Genomic DNA, 16296 nt, shown 5'->3' with positions numbered 1-16296 from the left:
TGGGTAAGGCGTTCACGCGGGCGCAAGTAGCCTCGTAAGCCGTGACCGATCCGCTACAGCCCCTTGTCGATCTGCCCGGCGTCCGTGCCGCCGCCGACCGCGCCCGTGACGCACTCGCCGAGGTGCATCGGCACAGGGCGAATCGGCGGGGCTGGCCGACCACCGCCGCCGAGGCCGCGGTGCGTGCCGCTCGGTCCTCCGCCGCCATCGACGGCGGCAGCACCGAGCTGCCCGCCGACGGTCAGGTCGGTGATCCGATTCTGGCCGGATCGTTGCGGGTCGGGCAGGCGTTGGACGGTGACGCGCTGCGCAATCTCGTCGGCACCTGGCAGCGGGCGCCGTTGCAGGCGCTGGCCCGGCTGCATCTGCTCGCCGCGGCCGACTTGGTGGCGGACGAGGAGTCGCTCGGCAGGCCGCGCGCGGATGCCGGCGTGGCGGAGCGGCTCGATCTGCTGGTGCAGGCGGTGCTCGGGTCGAGTGCGCCCGCGCCGGTGATCGCGGCGGTGGTGCACGGGGAACTGCTCGCGCTACGGCCGTTCGGCACCGCCGACGGCGTGGTGGCGCGTGCGGCATCGCGGCTGGTGGCGGTGTCTAGTGGGCTGGATCCGCACAGTTTGGGGGTGCCCGAGGTTTTCTGGTTGCGGCGCAGGCAGGCGTATCTCGACGCCGCTGCGGCGTTCGGGAGCGGTGCGGCGGACGCGGTCGGCAGCTGGGTGATGCTGTGCTGCGGTGCGCTGGAGGACGGAGCGCGCGAGGCCACGTCGATCGCCGATTCGGCGGGATAACCCCGGACATCAAAACGGGCGGCGTTGTCGTTGTCGACCTCGCCGCCCGCGTAGCACGGACTACCCGGTTACCAAGCGTGCTGGGTGGGTTGTGTTCTTGCGGCCTCGGCGATAGTCCGAACTCCGGCGGTTCATCCCCGCAACCTGTGCGAGGCCCTCGCCGACGAAGACCCGGATTTCGCAGGCCCACAACGCTTCTGCCCTTGTCGCGGCGCGCTCCGCGTGGGTGCCTGGTGCCCGTGCTGGGAAGGGTGGTTGGGAGACTGAACCTTCTCTTCCGGTCCTGCCTTGGCCTTCCGACCTTCCGTAGTTACCTTTTTACCCTGTGATGGCCCTCACATCAATAGCTGGGAAAACATTGAATTTTCGGCGTGTCGAGCGGCGTTTCGTGGTTCAATGCCTGGTCGTGATTTCCTTGGCGTTTCGCCAGCAAACTCCCTTGGCAAGTACCCCGCTTCCCCTCGAGCAGCGCTGGGCGTGGTGCGGTGCGCGGTGGCTAAGCCTCAGCTGCGGCGGCGCAGCAAGCGATAGCTGATCGCGCCGGCGAGGACCGCGCTCAAGCCGACCACCGCGGTAGCGGCAAGGGTGGTGGACGACGGCGCCTGGAAGCGCGCCCACAGCGACACCGGATTCGAAAAGGTCAGGATGGGCCAACCTTTGGCGACCGCCTCCCGGCGCAGGTTGCGATCCGGATTGACCGCCGTCGGATGACCGACCGCGTTCAGCAGCGGCAGATCGGTGACCGAATCGGAGTAGGCGTAACAGCGCGCGAGGTCGTAACCCTCACTGGCGGCGAGCTTTTCGATCGCGGCGACCTTGCCCTCGCCGTAGCAGTAGAACTCGACCTCGCCGGTGTACTTGCCGTCCGCGACGACCATCCGCGTCGCCGCGGTGTGCGAAGCGCCGAGCACCTCCGCGATCGGGCCGACGATCTCCTCGCCCGAGGCCGACACGATCACCACGTCGTGGCCCCGGATCTTGTGGTCGGCAATGAGATCGGCCGCCTCGGCGTAGATCAGCGGATCCACCAGCTCGTGAAGCGTCTCGGCCACAATGGATTTCACCTGCTCCACGTCCCACCCGGCGCACATGTTCGTGAGATGGGCGCGCATCCGCTCCATTTGGTCGTGGTCCGCGCCGGACAGCATGAACAGGAAGTGGGCGTAACTGCTTTCGAGCACGTCGCGGCGATTCAACAGGCCTTGCGCGTAGAAGGGCTTGCTGAAGACGAACGTGCTCGATTTCGCGATCACGGTCTTGTCGAGATCGAAGAAGGCGGCGACGCGTCCGTCCGCAGTGGGTGAGTCCACTCGACCAGCATAGGCGTACGCCGGGATCCGCTTCGGCCGCGCGCGGGCGGTGTTCGTCGCGGCGGTCGCGCGGAACGGAACTGGGGATCGTCTGGGGACGGCGCCGGTGTCGTCCGCAGGCGGTTTCCGAGTCGCAGCCGCGGCCGCGAGCGGGGAGTTTGCCCCGCGGCCACGGAGCAGGTAATCGCCGTAAACTTCTGCCGCGACAGACTTGCGTTGTGGGCGGGGCTTGGGTGTAGTATTGCTGGCACCTGGACATGGTCCAGGCGCGTTCAGCCCGACCCCCCGGGGCTGAACCCGACGGCCCCAGCCTCCTCCCCCCCCGGCTGGGGCCGTCCTCTATTCAAGGGACGGTTCGCGTCCTGCTCGGCAGCCCTCGAATCCCGCGCCGCAGCACGCAAAAGTTCTCCACACCCCCGAGTTATCCACAATCGGCGCATCGCCTCTTCTGCCATCGCGCGAATTCGGCCACGCTCGGCCGCATGAATCTTGAAGTGGCGCCGGACAACAGCAGCCCGCCACCGGCACTGGTGCTCCTGCACGACTCCCGGCTGCGCGACGAAGTACGTCGCGTCGCCGCCGCGGCCGAACGTGCCCTCGACGAACGCTCGCTGCCTGTCGGCAGGCACGCCTGGACCGGAGCGCCATTGGTGATCCTGGACACAGCCGCGGCCCGGCAGGCCGCCGAAGCCGGGTATCTGCGCCGAGTCGGCGTCGTGCTGGTCACCGACGGCGAACCCGGATTGCTCGACTGGCAAGCCGCCGCGGCAGTCGGCGCCGAGCGCGTTATCGCGCTGCCCGGTGCCGCCGAAGGACTTGTCGAGATGTTTGCTGAGTACGGCGAACACCGCACGGGAGACGGTGTCGTTGTCGCCGTCGCGGGCGCCGCCGGAGGAGCCGGAGCGTCGACTCTGGCCGCCGCGCTTGCGTTGCGATCCGCCGCCGAAGGGTTCCGGCGCGACACCGTCCTGGTCGACGGCGCACCCCTCGGCGGTGGTCTCGACCTGCTGCTCGGCATCGAAACAAGCGCCGGACTGCGCTGGCCGGAACTGGTCGTCGAGGACGGCAGAGTCTCCGCGGCGGCACTGCACTCCGCGCTGCCCACCGCGGCGCCCGGCTTGGCGGTGCTCGCCTGCGGCCGCTGCGGTGCGGGCCGGTTGCCACGCGAGATCGGACCCGCCGCCGTGCGCGCCGTGATCGAAGCAGGCCGTGCCGCAGGCGATTTGGTGGTTTGCGACATTTCCGGCGAACGCGGCCCACATGCCGATCAGATGCTCGACTCGGCCGACCTGGTCGTGCTGGTCGTTCCGGCACGGTTACGCGCGGTTGCCGCCGCGGAAGCCGTGTCCGCGCACATCGGGCGTCGAAACCCCAACCAGGGCTTGATAGTCCGAGGCCCCGCGCCCGGCGGTTTGCGCGGCCCGGAGGTGGCCGAGGTGCTCGACCTCCCGCTGCTCGCCGCCGTCCGTGCTCAATCCGGTTTGGCCGCCCGCCTGGAACGCGGCGGGTTGACCGTGCATCGGCGCGGCCCGCTGCGCGATGCCGCCGACGCGGTACTCGGTGTCTTGAGCGCGCCTGCGGGGCAGCGGCGATGAGTGCGTTGGTGACGTCCGAGCTGTTGGATCGGGTACGGGAGCGGTTGTCCGGTGGCGCGGGGGATCCGGATCCGGCGCAGGTGGCCGCCGCTATTCGGGCCGAGGCGGGCGGGGTGCTCGGGGACACGGATCTGCTGCGGGCGCTGCGGTTGTTGCAGACCGAGATGACCGGGGCCGGGGTGCTCGAGCCGCTGCTGCACGATCCACAGGTCGCCGATGTGCTGGTGACCGGTCCGGATGCGGTGTGGATAGATCGCGGGCACGGTCTGGAGAAGACCTCGATCACCTTTCCGGACGAGGCGGCGGTGCGCAGGCTCGCGCAACGGCTCGCCCTCTCGGCCGGCCGGCGGCTCGACGACGCGCAGCCGTGGGTGGACGGCAGGCTGTCCGGAACCGGAGCGGCGCTGGGTGATTCGTTCGGCGTGCGACTGCACGCCGTACTCGCGCCGGTCGCACACGGTGGCACCTGCCTGTCGCTGCGGGTGCTGCGGCCCGCCACCCAGGGCTTGGACGCATTGGCGGCCGCCGGTGCGGTACCGCCCGAGGCAAAGCGACTGCTGGAGCGGATCATTCAGGCGCGATTGGCGTTCCTGGTGGTCGGTGGTACCGGCGCGGGCAAGACGACGCTGCTCTCCGGCCTGCTCGCCAAGGTCGAACCGCGCGAGCGCATCGTCTGTGTGGAGGACGCCGCCGAACTCGCACCGCCCCACCCGCATGTGGTGCGGCTCGTCGCGCGCACCGCGAACGTCGAGGGCGTCGGCGCGGTGACCGTCCGCGACCTGGTGCGACAGGCCCTGCGCATGCGACCGGACCGCATCGTCGTCGGCGAGGTCAGAGGCGCCGAGGTCGTCGACCTGCTGACCGCGCTGAACACCGGTCATGACGGCGGCGCCGGAACAGTCCACGCGAACTCGCCACAGGAGGTACCGGCGCGTCTGGAAGCCCTTGCGGCCCTTGGTGGCATGGATCGCGCCGCCCTGCACAGTCAACTCGCCGCCGCAGTCCAGATCGTCCTGCACGTGCACCGGCGGCCGGACGGCTCCCGAGGGCTGCGCGAGATCGGCCTGGTCCACCGCGACGCCGACGGCCGCGTCCGCATCGCCCCCGCCTGGCACGAATCCGCCCCGGCCCCCGCCTGCGGCGACCTTACTCGGCTCCTCGACCAAAGGCTCGACCGATGAGTGCCGAACGGACGGGCACAACACCGAAGCGGGTCAGCCGATGACCATGGCATTGACGTGTCTCGCGCTGGCACTGCTCACGGTGCCGGCTTCGACTTCGCGTCGTCGATTCGACGATCTGTTCGTGGAGCCGATCGAGGCTGGAAGAGTGCGGCGCGACACGGTACTTCGGGGGATTGCCTGCGGCGGAGTCGCGGCTGTGCTGGTGGTCGGGCTCGGTCCGTTCGTTGCGGCGGCAATGGTGGCGGGGACGGTGGGATTCCGGGTTCGTCGAGCGGGTCGGGATCGGCGCAGGAACGCCGAATGCGCCCATCTGCTGGACGCGTTGGAGGCGGTGATCGGCGAGTTGCGAGTCGGTGCGCATCCGAGTGCCGCTGCCGAGGTCGCGGCGAGTGAGGCTCGGGGTGAGTCCGCCAAGGCGTTCGCCGTGAGCGCCGGACGCAGCAGGCTGGGCGGTTCCGCCGCCGAGGGACTACGGCATCCGGACTCCATCGTGGCCGGCGAGCTCTCCCGCATCGCCGACGCATGGCAGGTGGCCGAGCGGCACGGACTCGCGCTCGCTGAGCTGTTGTCCGCCGCACGCACAGACCTGGTGGGCCGCATCCGTTTCCACGGCCGCACCACCGCCGCCCTCGCCGGTGCCCGCGCGACGGCCACCGTCCTTGCGGCATTGCCTCTCCTCGGCATCGGTCTCGGCCAACTGATGGGCGCCGCGCCACTACACGTCCTCTTCGCGTCGTCGGCGGGCACGATCCTGCTGCCACTAGGCGCCGCCCTCGCGTGCTCGGGCTTGCTGTGGACCGATGTCATCACCCGAAAGGTGCTCGTATGAAGCAAGTCAATTCGCATCGGTGCGGACAAACCATTGCGCGGCAAACGAATTCGTCATCCGCGACAGGCTCGGTTTCGCATTTCACGACTTACCTTGCGCTAGAGGAATATTCGTCTGACAACGTGCGTGGGGAGGCTCTGGGTGGAGCTGTCGGTAAGTTGTCCGGCACTGCCGGCGTTGCTGCTTGCGGTCGCACTGATCCTGTTGCCGGGCCGGGTCGCGGTGAGCCGTCGCCTGCGGGCCCTTCGGCAGCGGGAGGTCACGCAAACCACCACCCCTGCGTCCAAGCAGAAGCTGGACCCGCTCGCATCGGCCTCGGTGTTCGACCTGCTGGCAGCGTGTCTGCGAGCAGGGCTGCCGATGGCGGGCGCGGCTCGGGCGGTGGCGCCCGGGGCGCCGGAACCGTTGGGGGAGGCGCTGCGACGGGCCGCAGACCTGCTCGCGCTCGGTGCCGATGCCGCGACGGCATGGGAGCGTGCGGCGGCAGACGGAGCCGGGCGCGCGGGTACCGAGGAAGTCGAGTCACTGGCACGGATGGCGCGACGGTCGGCGCGGTCGGGCGCCTCGCTGGCGGTCGCCGTCGGCGAGCTGGCCGAACAACGTCGGGCCGCGGTCGAGGATGCCGCCGCGGCACGAGCCGAGCGAGCCGGAGTATTGATCGGCGGTCCACTCGGACTCTGCTTCCTACCCGCCTTCGTCTGCCTCGGCATCGTCCCGGTGGTGATCGGACTGGCCGGACGAGTGCTCGGCGGCGGACTGCTGTGAGCGAGCGTCCGTGCGGAGCGTCGTGAGCAAGCGGGGCACGACCGGAGCCGTGTACGCAAGGACCGCACGGCCCATCGGAACATGCCTGTGCGGATCGGCCGCGCGGGGTGAGGTGAGAGGGGAATCAGGTGCGGATCGAGCGATTGACGAGCCACGCGAGCCACGGCTCGAGGGCTGTATATACGGAGCTGCGTTTGCGAATCATGCACGCGGTGATCGCCGACGACGGGATGAGCACAGCGGAGTACGCGATCGGCACGATCGCCGCCGCGGCGTTCGGTGCCGTGCTGTACGGGGTGGTGACCGGCGACAGCATTGTGAACGCGCTGACGAAGATCATCGATCGGGCCCTCAACACCGCCGTGTAGTTACGTCACTGCACAGGGTAAGTCGTTGTGGTGCAACGTCTCTCGTGGATGATCGAGGATCGGTGACGGTAGAGGCGGCGATCGCCCTCGCCGCTCTTGTCGTCGCTGTCGTGCTGTGTATCGGAGCATTGCTGGCGGCGTCGACGCAGGTGCGCTGCGTCGACGCCGCTCGCGAGGCAGCGCGGCTGTCGGCCCGCGGCGACGAAGCGAACGCGATCTCGGCCGCACGCCGTGTCGCACCACCAACCGCGGACATCTCGGTGCACAGCGAAGGCAGCCAGGTAATCGCCCGAGTCACCGCCCGAACCCCTCTTCTGCCCCTGCTGACCCTCCACGCGGATGCTGTCGCGTCACGCGAGCCCGGGACAACACCGTGATCGCCTGTCGGCGGGAACCGCAGGTGCAGCGCGTCAGCGCGCGAGGGGCCGCGTGTCGGCGAGGTGCGATCGTGCGCGCCTTGGCGCGCTTGCGTCATCGATCGCCACCCGCCGGGCAGCGTGCGGGCGGCGGCGCTGTTCGGGTGTGGGCTGCGTGTTCTCGGCCGTTGTCTGGGCGTCGGTGGCCGGATCGTGGTGGCCGGGTGGGTGCGCCTGCGCGGCTTCGGGGTGAGGGTGGGGCCGCGACGGTGTTTGCGTGTCTTGCGCTGGCCGGGCTTATCGCGGGGACGCTGATGGTGGGGCAGGTGGGTGTGGTGGTTGTCACTCGGCATCGGGCGCAGGCGGCGGCGGATTTGGCGGCGCTCGCGGCGGCGGGGGCATTGGCCGAAGGGGGCGATGCGGGGTGTGCCGAGGCGGGTGTGGTTGCGCGGCGGATGGGGGTGCAGTTGGAAGGGTGTGAAGTCGCCGAGTGGGACGCAACTGTGATTGTTAACAGGAATGTACCAATGGGTCTGTTAGGAGTACGCATGGTGCGCGCTGTCGCACGCGCCGGACCGGTAGAAGACTGAGAGAAACCTAAGTGCAGACGCGCACTTCCGGGTTGTCGCGAGTGGCGGAAATTGGCAATTGCCCTGGCCAAATAATTTCAGACGGCACAATTGTCCGCAGGTATGCGGATAAAGAATCGAATGAATGCGCATGTACGCAGGCGACGATGTGGCAATAGCTCAGTTAACCTGAATACATTCCTCTTTATTCGGCTACCCTGCCCGGACCGCGGTCCGCACCGCCGGCAGCCGCCTGTGCCGGTGATCGCACAGGTCAGGTCGCTATTCGAGCACAAGCCGAGCTCGGCACCGTCACGGACCGAGCTCGGCCCGTCACCTGACCGACAGCTCGGCCAGCACCGCGGTGAGTAACCGTGCGGCGCAGGTCTTGTCGAGCGGGTGGTTCCCGTTTCCGCACTTGGGCGACTGTACGCAGGACGGACAGCCCGCGGCGCAGGCGCAGGACTCGATGACGGCGAGGGTCGCCGAGAGCCACCGCTGCAGCTGGGCGAACCCACGCTCGGCGAAGCCGGCCCCACCCGGCTGGCCGTCGTAGACGAATACCGTCGGCAGCCCGGTATCCGGGTGCTCGGCGGTGGAGACCCCGCCGATATCCCACCGGTCGCAGGTCGCCACCAGCGGCAACAGCCCGATCGCCGCGTGCTCGGCGGCATGCAACGCACCCGGCACGTCCGCCGCGTCGATTCCGGCCAGCGCCAACAACTCCGGGCTGACCGTGTACAGCACCGCCCTGGTCGGCAGCGTGTGCTCGGGCATGTCGAGTTCGACCAGGTCGAGCACCTCGCCGGTGACCAGGGTCCGCAAATAACCGACCACCTGGCTGGTCACCCTGACCTGCGCCAATGCGGTCGTCACATGGCCGTGGCGGCGCTGGTCGGTCATCGCGTCGATGGCGATCGAGGTGACCGACCGAGCGCTGGTGGTCCACCCGGGCTCGGCGCCGTGCACGAACGCGACACCGTCCTCGAGATCCAGCTCGTCGACCACATAGGTATCGCCTTGATGCAGGTGAACGGCGCCTTGATGCAGCGTCGCCGGCGCCCGACCGGCATCGGCCGTGCCGAGCAATCTGCCGGTCTCCCCGTCCACGATGGCCACCGGCGTACCGATCCCACCGCGGACATCCACGGCGTCGTGCGGCTGCGTCTCCGCCGTGACGTACCAGCGCCCGCGCTCCTCGTCGCCCGCGACCGCGCGCCGCCTGATCAGCCCTTTCTCGGCCAGACCGGTGAGCACCTCGCGCGCGCCGAGCTCGTCCACCTCCACGTCGGTGAGCGGCAGCTCCAACGCGGCGCAGAGCAATTGCGGACCCAGCACATAAGGGTTGCGCGGATCGGTGATGGTGGCCTCTACGGGCTTGTCCAGCAGCGCTTCCGGATGGTGCACCAGGTAGGTGTCCAGCGGATCGTCCCTGGCCACCAGCAGTACCAACGACCCTTGGGTGCGCCGCCCCGCCCGCCCCGCCTGCTGCCAGAACGACGCGACCGTCCCGGGAAAACCGCAGATCACCACGGCATCGAGCCCGGCGATATCGACCCCGAGCTCGAGCGCGTTGGTGGTCGCCGCGCCGAGCAGTGAACCGTCCGACAGCGCCGTCTCCAGCTCGCGCCGATCCTCCGCCAAATACCCCGCCCGATAGGCGGCAACGCGCTCGGCAAGGCTCGGATCGGTCTCGCTCAGCAGCCGCCGCGCATCCATCGCGGTGAGCTCGGCGGCCCGCCGCGACCGCACGAAGGTCAGCGTTCGCGCGCCCTCGACCACCAGGTCGGCCATGATCCGCGCGGCCTCCGTGGTGGCCGCCCGCCGGACCGGTGCGCCGTTTTCGCCGGTCACCGTGGTGAGCAGCGGCGGCTCCCACAACGCGACGGTGCGTGGCCCCTGCGGCGACCCGTCCTCGGTGACCGCGACGCACGGCGCCCCGATCAGCCGGGACGCGGCGGCCGCGGGATCCGCCGTAGTGGCCGAACACAGCACGAACACCGGGTCGGCGCCGTAACGCGCGGCGATCCGGCGCAGCCTGCGCAGCACCAGCGCCACGTGCGAACCGAATACGCCGCGATAGGCATGGCATTCGTCGACGACGATGTACCGCAGCCTGCGCAGCACCCGTGCCCAGCGCTGATGCGAGCGCAGGATGCCGAGATGCAGCATGTCGGGGTTGGTGAAAACCCAGCGTGCGTTCGCCCGTACCCACTGCCTGATCTCGGCAGGCGTATCGCCGTCATAGGTCGCCGGATGAATATCGCGCAGCGGTCCCTCATGAGTCAGCGCGCCGACCGCACGCAGCTGATCCGCGCCGAGCGCTTTGGTAGGTGACAGATAAATAGCGGTGGCACGTGGGTCTTCGCGCAGCGCGGTCAATACCGGCAGCTGATATCCCATCGACTTACCGGATGCTGTGCCGGTGCTGACCACAACGTTGGCGCCGCCGAAGGCGAGGTCGGCGGTGCGGGTCTGATGACTCCACGGCGCGGCCACTCCGGTGTCCTGTAATGCCGAGATCACCTCTGGCGATGTCCAATCGGGCCAGGTGGTGACCTCGGCGGCGCGTGCGGATAGCTCGACCACATGGGTTAGCCGAGGGTCGTCAGCGGGTGCGCCGGCTAGGACACGATTCAGCAACGATGTCCCGTAGCCGAGGTCGTTAGGGAGTGCCGCACGGGCGGTCGAGTTCGTCGGATTCATGCGGCGCGCGCCGCGACACGCTGAGAAAGTGTGAAACGTGCGCGGTTAGGAAGCCCTACCTGCCAATTCGATACCAAATAGCGACCTGGGTCACAGGCTGTTTGCCATACGCCCGCTCGGTTATCGGGAGGCAAACGAACCTCAAGTCTGGATTCTGGCATTGTGTCCCTCACCTGCGCATTCGCAAGATCAACTTTTTTGCAAATTGTCGGTAACTCGACTGTTGAATTGCTCGGAGACATGGTTCACTGGTTCCTGGTCGCAAGCTTCTGTGTTCGAGGGTCGGATCCAAAGTCCAAACCGTCAGCAGGATCGATGTTGCGAACGGTGTGCTTGGTGCTTTCCTGCAGGGGGAACCAACAGTACAGCGGTCGGAACGGGCCCGGTGGACGAACCCAGTTGTCCGCCGTTCCGGTAAGAAAAGAGAAGGAACAGAATGGCACAGGGAACTGTGAAGTGGTTCAACGCGGAGAAGGGGTTCGGCTTCATCGCGCCCGAGGACGGCTCCGCTGACGTCTTCGTCCACTACTCCGAAATTCAGGGTTCGGGCTTCCGCACCCTCGAAGAGAACCAGAAGGTCGAGTTCGAGGTCGGCCAGGGCACCAAGGGCCCGCAGGCCACCGGAGTTCGCGCGCTCAGCTGAGCGACGCCATCCAACACTCGTCCCTCACCGCCGGTAACCCGGAGGTGGGGGACGAGCTATATCTAGGGCAAAGACACACCCGGCGACTCAGGTCAGGGCGTTGTGAACACGCCGTGGCGCAGCGGAGGCCTGAACACAAGGCATACTGATTCGCAGTGACGCGCGTACGCTCTGTGGTTCAAGTCGCAAGCACTCGACCACACGTAGCGTCAAGGTATAAACGTGTCTGGTGGCGACGCCCAGCCGTCGTCCCCGCTTGCCCCAGCCGTGCACAGCGCCGAAAAGCGTCAGCGCGGGTCGACAGGAAAGGTGTATTCGCCGGTGGCAACACGAGACCGCGGTGCAGCCGACCAGGGCCGTCCCCTGCGTCGTCTCGTGATCGTCGAGTCCCCAACCAAGGCCCGAAAGATAGCGCCGTACCTAGGCCGTAACTACACGGTCGAGGCGTCGGTGGGACATATCCGGGACTTGCCACGGGGGGCGGCGGACGTCCCCGCCAAATACAAGGGTGAGTCCTGGGCGCGCCTCGGCGTCGACGTGGACCACGACTTCGAGGCCATCTATGTGGTGAGCCCCGATAAGAAGGCCAAGGTCGCCGAGCTCAAGAGCTTGCTGAAAGACGCCGACGAGCTCTATCTCGCCACCGACCCCGACCGCGAGGGCGAGGCGATCGCCTGGCACCTGCTGGAGACGCTCAAGCCCAAGATCCCGGTCCGGCGGATGGTGTTCCACGAGGTCACCGAGCCCGCGGTCCAGGCGGCCGCGGCCGACACGCGAGACCTCGACAACGATCTGGTCGACGCGCAGGAGACCCGCCGCATTCTGGACCGGCTGTACGGCTACGAAGTCAGTCCGGTGCTGTGGAAGAAGGTCATGCCCCGGCTCTCGGCGGGCCGGGTGCAGTCGGTCGCCACCAGGGTGATCGTCCAGCGCGAACGCGAGCGGATGGCGTTCCGCTCCGCCGAATACTGGGATATCGCCGCGAAACTCGACGCGGGCCCGGGCGAAGACGGTGACACCAGCAACCCGCGGACCTTCGGGGCGCGGCTGGTGAACGTGGCGGGCGCGCGCGTCGCGACCGGTCGCGACTTCAGCTCGGACGGCCAGCTCAAGACCGCCTCCGGGGTGGTCGTGCTGGACGAGGCTTACGCGCACCGCCTGGCGCAGGCGCTCAACGGCGCCGATCTGGTGGTCTCCTCCGCGGAGGCCAAGCCGTACAGCCGCAAGCCGTATCCGCCGTTCATGACTTCGACGCTGCAGCAGGAGGCCGGGCGCAAGCTGCGCTTCAACTCCGAGCGCACGATGCGGGTCGCGCAGCGGCTGTATGAAAACGGCTACATCACCTATATGCGTACCGACTCGACCACACTGTCGGAGTCGGCGATCGCCGCGGCCCGTTCGCAGGCGACGCAGCTCTACGGCACCGAGTATGTGCATCCGACACCGCGGCAATACACCCGCAAGGTGAAGAACGCGCAGGAGGCCCACGAGGCGATCCGCCCGGCCGGCGACACCTTCGCCACCCCGGGGCAGTTGCACGCGCGGCTGGACAACGACGAGTTCCGGCTCTACGAGATGATCTGGCAGCGCACGGTCGCCTCGCAGATGGCTGACGCCAGGGGCACCACGCTGACCCTGCGCATCACCGGCACCGCGACAACCGGCGAGGAATGCGTGTTCTCCGCCTCTGGTCGCACCATCACCTTCGCGGGCTTCCTCAAGGCCTACGTGGAGAGCGTGGACGAGGAGGCGGGCGGTCAATCCGACGACGCCGAATCCCGGCTGCCCGCGCTCGCCGAGGGCCAGGGCGTCACCGCGGTCGAGCTGAATCCCGATGGGCACAGCACGAATCCGCCCGCCAGATACACCGAGGCCTCGCTCATCAAGACGCTCGAAGAGCTCGGCATCGGCCGACCTTCCACCTATGCGTCGATCATCAAGACGATTCTCGATCGCGGCTATGTGTACAAGCGCGGCAGCGCGCTGGTGCCGTCGTGGGTGGCGTTCGCCGTGATCGGTTTGCTGGAAGAGCATTTCGGCCGACTGGTCGACTTCGACTTCACCGCGGGCATGGAGGACGATCTCGACGCCATCGCCGGTGGCCGCGAGCAGCGCGGAAGTTGGTTGTCCAGCTTCTATTTCGGCGGCGAGACCGGCGCCGAGGGTTCGGTGGCGCGCTCGGGCGGGCTGAAGAAGATGGTAGGCGAGCGACTCGATGACATCGACGCGCGAGAAATCAACTCCATCAAGCTCTTTGCCGACGAAGAGGGACGCGACGTCGTCGTCCGGGTCGGCAGGTACGGGCCGTACCTGGAGCGGATGGTCGTCAATCCCGATGACCCCGAAGGCAATTCGATCTCGCAGCGGGCCAACCTGCCCGACGATCTGCCACCGGACGAGCTGACCATCGAGGTCGCCGAGAAGCTGTTCTCGACGCCGCAGGAGGGTCGCTCGCTGGGCACGGATCCGACGTCCGGGCACGAAATCGTCGCCAAGGAAGGACGTTTCGGCCCGTACGTCACCGAGGTGCTGCCCGAGCCCGCCGCCGAGGAAACGGCCGCGCCCGCCAAGAAGACGGCGAAGAAGGCGGTCGCGCCCAAGCCGCGCACCGGGTCGCTGTTCAAGTCGATGGACCTGGCCTCGGTCACGCTCGACGACGCGCTCAAGCTGCTGTCGTTGCCGCGCGTGGTCGGCGCGGATCCGGCCTCCGGCGAGGAGATCACGGCGCAGAACGGCCGCTACGGCCCATATCTGAAGAAGGGCACCGACTCTCGTTCGCTCACCAGCGAGGATCAGATCTTCGACGTCACGCTCGACGAGGCGCTGAAGATCTACGCCGAGCCGAAGCGGCGCGGGCGGCAGGCGTCCGCCGCGGCGCCGTTGCGCGAGTTGGGCACCGACTCGGCCTCCGGCCAGCCGATGGTGATCAAGGACGGACGGTTCGGTCCGTACGTCACCGACGGCGAGACCAATGCCACGCTGCGCAAGGGCGACGAGATCGAGTCGATCACCCCGGAGCGGGCGATGGAACTGCTCGCCGATCGCCGGGCGCGCGGACCGGTGAAGAAGAAGGCGGCGGCCAAGAAGGCGCCCGCCAAGAAGACTGCGGCGAAGAAGACCACCGCCAAGAAGGCGACGGCGAGCAAGTCGACGACCACCAAGACGGTCGCCAAGAAGACCGCCGCGCAGAAGTCGGCGGCGAAGAAGACCGGCGTCGGGAATTCCTGAGTTCACGGGCCGGGCGGACCGCCCGGCCCGTGACCGGATTTCGCGTTATTTGCCGAGCACCCTGAGGAATTCACGCATCCACGCGGGATGATCGGGCCAGGCGCGACCGGTGACGATGTTCTCGTCGACGTAGGCCTCGCTGTCCACGAACTTGGCACCGGCCGCCTCGATATCCGGGGCCAACGCCGGGTACGCGCTGCACGAGCGGCCGACCAGCACGCCGGCGGCAGCGAGGATCAGCGGTCCGTGGCACAGCGCGGCGATGGGTTTGCCCGCCTCCGCGAAGTGCCGGGCCAGGCGCTGGCAGTCCGGGTTGTTGCGCAGGTACTCCGGTGCCCGGCCGCCCGGCACGACCAACGCGTCGTAGCCGACCGGATCGACGTCGGCGAACGCGACGTCGGCAGGCCAACTGTGCCCGAGCTTTTCGGTGTAGGTATCGAAGCCGTCGACGAAGTCGTGCACCACGAACTGCAACTTCTTGACGGCGGGGGCCGCGATGTGTACCTCGTGGCCCTCTTCGAGTAGGCGCTGGTACGGGTACATGACCTCGAGGTCTTCGGCCGCATCGCCGGTGATCAACAGGATTCTCACGATGATTCCACCTCCTTCTCGAGGATCCGCCCGGCAGTCGGCACGGTCAATAGCCGTGTGCGCGTCGCCCGCACCCGACCGGGCGATCCGTGTCGGTGCGGGCGGCTAGGGTGTACGGCGTGGCAGGTGTCTTCGATCGGTTGGTCGGCCAGGATGCGGTCGAGTCCGCGCTCACGACTGCCTCGGTCGCGGCCCGCGCGGAGGTCGTCCAGGGGGCGATGACGCACTCATGGCTGTTCACCGGTCCGCCCGGATCGGGCAGATCCGTTGCGGCGCTGTGTTTTGCGGCCGCGTTGCAGTGCACCGACCCCGGCACGCCGGGCTGCGGTCGCTGCCATGCCTGCACCACCACCATGGCGGGCACGCACGGCGACGTGCGCCGGGTGGTCCCGGAGGGGCTCAGCATCAGCACCAAGGAGATGCGCGAGATCGTGCAGATCGCCTCGCGCAGGCCGAGCACCGGCCGGTGGCAGGTGGTCGTCATCGAGGACGCCGACCGGTTGACCGAGGCCGCCGGCAACGTACTGCTGAAGGTGGTCGAGGAGCCGCCGGACCGGACGGTGTTCCTGCTGTGCGCGCCGTCGGTCGATCCCGAAGACATCTCGGTCACCCTGCGCTCGCGCTGCAGGCATGTGCATCTGGTGACGCCCTCGGTGCCTGCCATCGCGCAGGTGCTGCGGGAGCGCGACAACCTCGACGAGAAGACCGCGAACTGGGCCGCCTCGATCAGCGGCGGCCATGTCGGCCGAGCCCGCCGCCTGGCTACCGACGCGGAAGCGCGCGAACGCCGTCAACGGGCGCTGGCCCTGGTCGCCGCCGCCTCGAAACCCGGCGCCGCCTATGCCGCCGCCGACGAGCTGGTCAAGGCCGCCGACGACGAAGCCAAACAGATGAGCGCGGGCCGCGACGACCGCGAGCGCGAAGAATTGGCCACTGCGATGGGCGCGGGCGGCACCGGCAAGGGCGCGGCGGGTGCCACCCGCGGTTCCGCAGGCGTGCTGAAAGACCTGGAGCGACGCCAGAAGTCGCGGGCCACCCGCACCGGGCGCGACTCGCTCGACCGCGCTCTCATCGACGTGGCCGGCGTCTACCGCGACGCACTCGCGGTCCGCTTCGGTGCCGCCCGCAACGGCTCCGGCGTGGCCCTCACCCACCCCGACATGTCCGACCAGATCCACGACCTGGCCGACCGCGTCCGCCCCGAGGGCCTGCTCAAATCCATCGACGCCGTCCTGGCCTGCCGCGAGGCCCTCGACGTCAACGTCAAACCCCGCTTCGCCCTGGCCGCCCTGGCCGCCGCCCTGATGGCCGCCCAATCCGGCTGACATCACCTGGGTCCGCCCGCGGTGACCACCCGTTTTCGCGAT

14 protein-coding genes are annotated in these 16296 nt (G+C 68.5%); 11 read left to right on the top strand and 3 right to left on the bottom strand.

Annotated features, from left to right (window positions below; translation table 11 throughout):
• The first annotated feature begins 41 nt into the window (after positions 1 to 41).
• Complete coding sequence (locus tag ABZ942_RS07060) at positions 42 to 785, top strand: oxidoreductase (protein ID WP_357379809.1); 744 nt, start codon at positions 42 to 44, stop codon at positions 783 to 785.
• Positions 786 to 1288: 503 nt separating this feature from the next.
• On the opposite strand, the gene ABZ942_RS07055 is transcribed toward ABZ942_RS07060, so the two are convergent.
• Positions 1289 to 2095, bottom strand: coding sequence for an HAD-IB family hydrolase (locus tag ABZ942_RS07055; RefSeq protein WP_357379808.1), 807 nt, complete (start codon positions 2093 to 2095; stop codon positions 1289 to 1291).
• A gap of 482 nt (positions 2096 to 2577) precedes the next feature.
• Here ABZ942_RS07055 and ssd point away from each other — a divergent pair, with 482 nt between their 5' ends.
• The 7 genes from ssd (at position 2578) to ABZ942_RS07020 (ending at position 7782) form a co-directional block, all read left to right on the top strand.
• Positions 2578 to 3690, top strand: a complete 1113-nt coding sequence (gene ssd / locus ABZ942_RS07050; protein ID WP_357379807.1) for a septum site-determining protein Ssd — start codon at positions 2578 to 2580, stop codon at positions 3688 to 3690.
• Positions 3687 to 4871, top strand: coding sequence for a TadA family conjugal transfer-associated ATPase (locus ABZ942_RS07045; RefSeq protein ID WP_357379806.1), 1185 nt, complete (start codon positions 3687 to 3689; stop codon positions 4869 to 4871). The genes ssd and ABZ942_RS07045 overlap by 4 nt, the downstream gene beginning before the upstream one ends.
• 40 nt (positions 4872 to 4911) lie before the next feature.
• The gene (locus ABZ942_RS07040; protein WP_357379805.1) at positions 4912 to 5703 is read left to right on the top strand and encodes a hypothetical protein; all 792 of its coding nucleotides are present in this window, start codon (positions 4912 to 4914) and stop codon (positions 5701 to 5703) included.
• A 141-nt stretch (positions 5704 to 5844) separates the two neighbouring features.
• Positions 5845 to 6468, top strand: a complete 624-nt coding sequence (locus ABZ942_RS07035; protein WP_357379804.1) for a type II secretion system F family protein — start codon at positions 5845 to 5847, stop codon at positions 6466 to 6468.
• A gap of 203 nt (positions 6469 to 6671) precedes the next feature.
• Complete coding sequence (locus ABZ942_RS07030) at positions 6672 to 6836, top strand: DUF4244 domain-containing protein (protein WP_357380349.1); 165 nt, start codon at positions 6672 to 6674, stop codon at positions 6834 to 6836.
• Positions 6837 to 6898: 62 nt separating this feature from the next.
• Positions 6899 to 7213: a TadE family type IV pilus minor pilin gene (locus tag ABZ942_RS07025; protein ID WP_357379803.1), complete on the top strand. Its 315-nt coding sequence runs from the start codon at positions 6899 to 6901 to the stop codon at positions 7211 to 7213.
• Between the two features lie 203 nt (positions 7214 to 7416).
• On the top strand, positions 7417 to 7782 hold the full coding sequence (locus ABZ942_RS07020) for an Rv3654c family TadE-like protein (protein WP_357380348.1): 366 nt from the start codon (positions 7417 to 7419) through the stop codon (positions 7780 to 7782).
• A gap of 312 nt (positions 7783 to 8094) precedes the next feature.
• Here ABZ942_RS07020 and ABZ942_RS07015 read toward each other — a convergent pair whose 3' ends face one another.
• Positions 8095 to 10467: a DEAD/DEAH box helicase gene (locus ABZ942_RS07015; protein ID WP_357379802.1), complete on the bottom strand. Its 2373-nt coding sequence runs from the start codon at positions 10465 to 10467 to the stop codon at positions 8095 to 8097.
• 436 nt (positions 10468 to 10903) lie between these two features.
• On the opposite strand from ABZ942_RS07015, the gene ABZ942_RS07010 reads away from it, so the two are divergent.
• Entirely contained in the window at positions 10904 to 11110 is a 207-nt protein-coding gene (locus tag ABZ942_RS07010) for a cold-shock protein (protein WP_011206895.1), read from the top strand.
• A 375-nt stretch (positions 11111 to 11485) separates the two neighbouring features.
• Positions 11486 to 14338: a type I DNA topoisomerase gene (gene topA / locus ABZ942_RS07005; RefSeq protein WP_357380347.1), complete on the top strand. Its 2853-nt coding sequence runs from the start codon at positions 11486 to 11488 to the stop codon at positions 14336 to 14338.
• A gap of 45 nt (positions 14339 to 14383) precedes the next feature.
• Here topA and ABZ942_RS07000 read toward each other — a convergent pair whose 3' ends face one another.
• Complete coding sequence (locus tag ABZ942_RS07000; RefSeq protein ID WP_357379801.1) at positions 14384 to 14929, bottom strand: DJ-1/PfpI family protein; 546 nt, start codon at positions 14927 to 14929, stop codon at positions 14384 to 14386.
• A gap of 119 nt (positions 14930 to 15048) precedes the next feature.
• Here ABZ942_RS07000 and ABZ942_RS06995 point away from each other — a divergent pair, with 119 nt between their 5' ends.
• Positions 15049 to 16254 (top strand): DNA polymerase III subunit delta', encoded by a 1206-nt coding sequence (locus ABZ942_RS06995; RefSeq protein WP_357379800.1) that lies wholly within the window; start codon positions 15049 to 15051, stop codon positions 16252 to 16254.
• Positions 16255 to 16296 lie beyond the last annotated feature (42 nt).

Source organism: Nocardia sp. NPDC046473, from assembly GCF_040645995.1.
In the GTDB taxonomy this organism is placed as follows: Bacteria; Actinomycetota; Actinomycetes; order Mycobacteriales; family Mycobacteriaceae; genus Nocardia.
Note: the sequence above shows the minus strand (reverse complement) of the source record. Positions and strands in the feature narration are given on the sequence as shown.

Excerpts from the sequence above, each read along its gene's own strand:
- ABZ942_RS07010 (WP_011206895.1), top strand. The coding sequence starts at position 10,904 with ATGGCACAGGGAACTGTGAAGTGGTTCAACGCGGAGAAGGGGTTCGGC.
- ABZ942_RS07030 (WP_357380349.1), top strand. The coding sequence starts at position 6,672 with ATGCACGCGGTGATCGCCGACGACGGGATGAGCACAGCGGAGTACGCG.
- ssd (WP_357379807.1), top strand. The coding sequence starts at position 2,578 with ATGAATCTTGAAGTGGCGCCGGACAACAGCAGCCCGCCACCGGCACTG.
- ABZ942_RS07015 (WP_357379802.1), bottom strand. The coding sequence starts at position 10,467 with ATGAATCCGACGAACTCGACCGCCCGTGCGGCACTCCCTAACGACCTC.
- ABZ942_RS07045 (WP_357379806.1), top strand. The coding sequence starts at position 3,687 with ATGAGTGCGTTGGTGACGTCCGAGCTGTTGGATCGGGTACGGGAGCGG.
- ABZ942_RS07040 (WP_357379805.1), top strand. The coding sequence starts at position 4,912 with ATGACCATGGCATTGACGTGTCTCGCGCTGGCACTGCTCACGGTGCCG.